Genomic DNA, 3426 nt, shown 5'->3' with positions numbered 1-3426 from the left:
GGGTGCGGTGGCGGTGAGTACGGCGAAGGAGTCGCCGAGCGCTTCGTCGAGGCGGGTGCGTCGTCCGCCGGGGCTCACCCACGGTTGCGGGCAGTGCGTGCCTGCCAGACCTCGGCGGAGCCCGCGCCGCACGAGCGGTCCGGCGGTCAGGGGTGGGCTGAGGTCACGGCCGGCCCGCTCGGTGATGCCGGGTATGCGGCAGGCCGCGGACAGCACCCGGCGCCGGATCGCCGCCGCGCCGTCCTGCCCGCCCGTCATGGCCCAGCCCATCGCGACCGCGAGCCGGACCACATGCCGTGCGTGCGGTCTGCGTTCGCTCTCGTACGTCTCCAACAGCCCTTCCGGAGCCCCTTGTTGCAGCACCCGCGCCAGCTTCCAGCTGAGGTTGTAGGCGTCCCGCAGCCCCGAGCACAGACCCTGCCCGATGAACGGCGGGGTGAGGTGGGCGGCGTCGCCGAGCAGGAAGACGCGTCCGTGGCGCCAGCGGTCGGCGACGCGGGCCCGGAAGGTGTACTGCGTCTCGCGGACGACCTCGAAGTCCCCGTCGTACGAGGGCGGCAGCCACGGGGCGATCAGTTCGCGGACCGTCTCCTGCCCTTCCCCTTCGCGGAGCCGGAACTCCCAGCGGTATCGGGTGTCGTTCACCCGCATGAAGGTCCCCGGCCGATCGGGGTCGCAGACCTGGTCGACGCCCTCCCAGCAGCGAACGGGGCCGGTCGTCTCGGCATCGATGACGGTCCACTTCTCCTCGAACCGCAAGTCCTCCCAGGCGCCGCCGATGGCTTCGCGGGTGAGGCTGTTGGCGCCGTCGCAGCCGAGGACCGCGTCGGCCCACAGCTCGTGCTCACCACCGTCGCCGTCGCGGTAGGCGACGCGTACGGGGCCCGCGGTGTCCGGTCCGACGCCGGTGACTTCCACGCCGCCGCGCAGGTCGCACTCCGGGTGCTCGGCCAGGGCGTCGCGCAGCACGCGTTCCAGCTCGGGCTGGTCGAACATGCTGGACTGGGGGTAGCCGTGGTGGCCGTGCGGGGAGCGCCGGAACTCGGCCATCACCCGGTGCCGGGCGTCCAGCAGCCGCAGCCCGCCTGCCGGACGGGAGATCGCGGTGAATTCTTCCCCGACACCCGCGGCCTGGAGGATCCGGTGGATCTCGTCGTCGTTTGCCACGGCGCGCGGGAGCGGATAGACGTCCCGGTGGCGTTCGAGGACGACACTGCGGACGCCGTGCCGGGCCAGGAGGAGGGCGGCGGTCACGCCCACCGGCCCGGCCCCGACGATCACGACGGGCACACGTGCTGCTTCGTCGACGGTCATGTGCGGCTCACCTCGGGTGTTAGTTCGCGGCCGCGACCGGCGTGCGCTGCTCGCCGAGGTCGATCCGGCCGTCCGGGGTCACGATCGTCGCCGTGATCACATCACCCGGCTTCAGGTAGTGGGGGTTCTTCGCCTGGCTCTTGAAGAACGCCTTCCACTTCACCGCGGGCGGCAGCAGCGCACCGATCTTCTCGACGGCCTTCGGCGGCGCCTTGAGTGCGGTGCCGCCGGGGGTGCCGGTGAGCAGCAGGTCGCCGGCCTCCAGGGTCTGGAACCGGGCCAGCAGGGTGAGCGCCTGTGCCGGGCGGACGATCATGTCGGCCAGGGTGCGGTCCTGGCGCAGCTCGCCGTTGACGCTCAGCTTCAGCCGCAGGTCCAGGAGATGAGTGAAGTCCTCCGGCTCCAGCAACGACAGGTACGGGCCGGTCGGCGTGAAGGTCGGGTACGACTTACTCTCGTAGAACTGCGTCTTGGTCAGCTGTACCTCACGGGCGCTGACGTCGTTGGTGATCACCAACCCGGCGACGTACGACGGGAGGTCCCCCTCCTCGACCACGGTACCGATGGGCAGGGAGGCACCCATGACGAGCCCGAGTTCGATCTCGTAGTCGAGGAACTTCACGTGGGAGGGGCGGACGACGGTGACGCCGGGGCCGCTGACCGAGCCGGACGCCTTGCGGAAGAAGGCGGGCGGGATGTCGCCCTTGAAGCCCGAATCGCGGGCGTGGCTGCGGTAGTTGACCATCTGGGCCACCACGCGGCAGGGGGTGGTCACCGGCGAGATCGCGACCAGGTCGGCTACCGGCGTGCCCGGTTCACCGGAGGCGGCGGCCTCGCGGACGGCGGCTCGGTCGGCGATCAGTTCTGCGGTCGTGGCGGCCTTGGTCTCGACAGGGACGGCTCGGTCGCCTCGGACGACCCACCAGCCCTCGGCGGTACGCAGGACGTTGGTGCTCATGTCGGTGCCTCAGTTCAGGAGTTGGCGGCCTTGAGCAGGCCGAGAAGTCGTGCGGGGTCCATCTCGTTGTCGCCGCGCAAAGCCTCGATGACATCGCGGACGCGCTGCGGGGAGGGGCTCGCGCCCAGGAAGTCACGGGTGGCGGGCGGACCCCACTGGGCCAGGCCGCTGGTCGACATCGACGCCCAGCCGGGCTCCACGTCGCAGGAGAACAGGTCGCCGTCGGCGAAGTGCTCCAGCATGAAGTGGTCGGGGTCGCGCCAGTAGTCGAAGAGCTGGCTGCCCTGGATGTGCCGCCCGATCCCCCAACTGCGCTTGTAGCCGCGCTCCTTGAGGTACTCGCCACCGGCGGCGATGGAGTCCAGGTCGGTGACCTGGTAGGCGGAGTGCACATAGCCGTTGCCGGGGCCGAGGTGCATCGCCAGCGTGTGGTGGTCGGCCGGTACGCCGCCCAGGTCGCAGCGGATGAACGCCATCGTCGGACCCCGGCCGCGCTGCCCGTCCAGGAACAGGAAGTCGGACACGATCATCCCAAGCGTGTCCAGATACCAGTCCAGAGCGCGCCCGAACACCCGTGTCTCCAACACCACATGCCCGAGGCGCTGAATGCGGGACGGCTCGCGCGGCGCGCGCTGGGTGGCGTTCGTACGACGGTGATCCGTACCGAAGTTGAGCAGCAGCGGCTGCTGTTCGGGCAGCGCGGGCAGCCGCTCGGCGCAGTGCACGACCCGCACCGGAAAGCCCGAGGGGTCCAGCAGGTCGACCACCTTGCCGCCGCCGGGCACGTCGGCGTCCCGTACGTCCCGGCCCGTCGCACGGGCCAGCCGGTCCAGGTCGGCCCGCTCCGCCGCCCGGAACGCCGGGCCGATGAAACGGGACGTACGCCCGCGCCGGATCACCATGCAGGGCGAGCCCGCGAAGGTGCCGCGCAGCCACAGCGCGTCCGGCGTACGGGCCGCCACCGAGAAACCGAAGTCCAGGGCGAACACCTCCGCCCGGTCCAGGTCGGGCTTCTCGAACTCCAGCCAGGCCAGGTCGGCCACCTTGATCACCGGGTTCCGGGAGCGGCCGGGGTGCTCGCCCCGCAGGGCGCCCTGCTCACTGTGGAGGTCCTGGTGGGCCGTGATGACATCGGCCCCGTTGACGCGGATTTC

The 3426-nt window shown here is 71.2% G+C and carries 3 protein-coding genes; all 3 read right to left on the bottom strand.

Going from position 1 to position 3426, the window contains the following annotated elements; translation table 11 throughout:
- The coding region (locus tag ABZ896_RS52330) for a bifunctional 3-(3-hydroxy-phenyl)propionate/3-hydroxycinnamic acid hydroxylase (protein WP_360946483.1) at positions 1–1314 on the bottom strand (1314 nt) is incomplete at its 3' end.
- A 19-nt stretch (positions 1315–1333) separates the two neighbouring features.
- Positions 1334–2272 (bottom strand): fumarylacetoacetate hydrolase family protein, encoded by a 939-nt coding sequence (locus ABZ896_RS52325; protein ID WP_360946480.1) that lies wholly within the window; start codon positions 2270–2272, stop codon positions 1334–1336.
- 14 nt (positions 2273–2286) lie between these two features.
- Positions 2287–3423, bottom strand: a complete 1137-nt coding sequence (locus ABZ896_RS52320; protein ID WP_360946486.1) for a VOC family protein — start codon at positions 3421–3423, stop codon at positions 2287–2289.
- Positions 3424–3426 lie beyond the last annotated feature (3 nt).

Origin of the sequence: Streptomyces sp. NPDC047072 (genome assembly GCF_040643855.1) — a bacterium.
Classification (GTDB): domain Bacteria; phylum Actinomycetota; class Actinomycetes; order Streptomycetales; family Streptomycetaceae; genus Streptomyces.
This window is presented reverse-complemented; position numbering and strand designations above follow the sequence as displayed.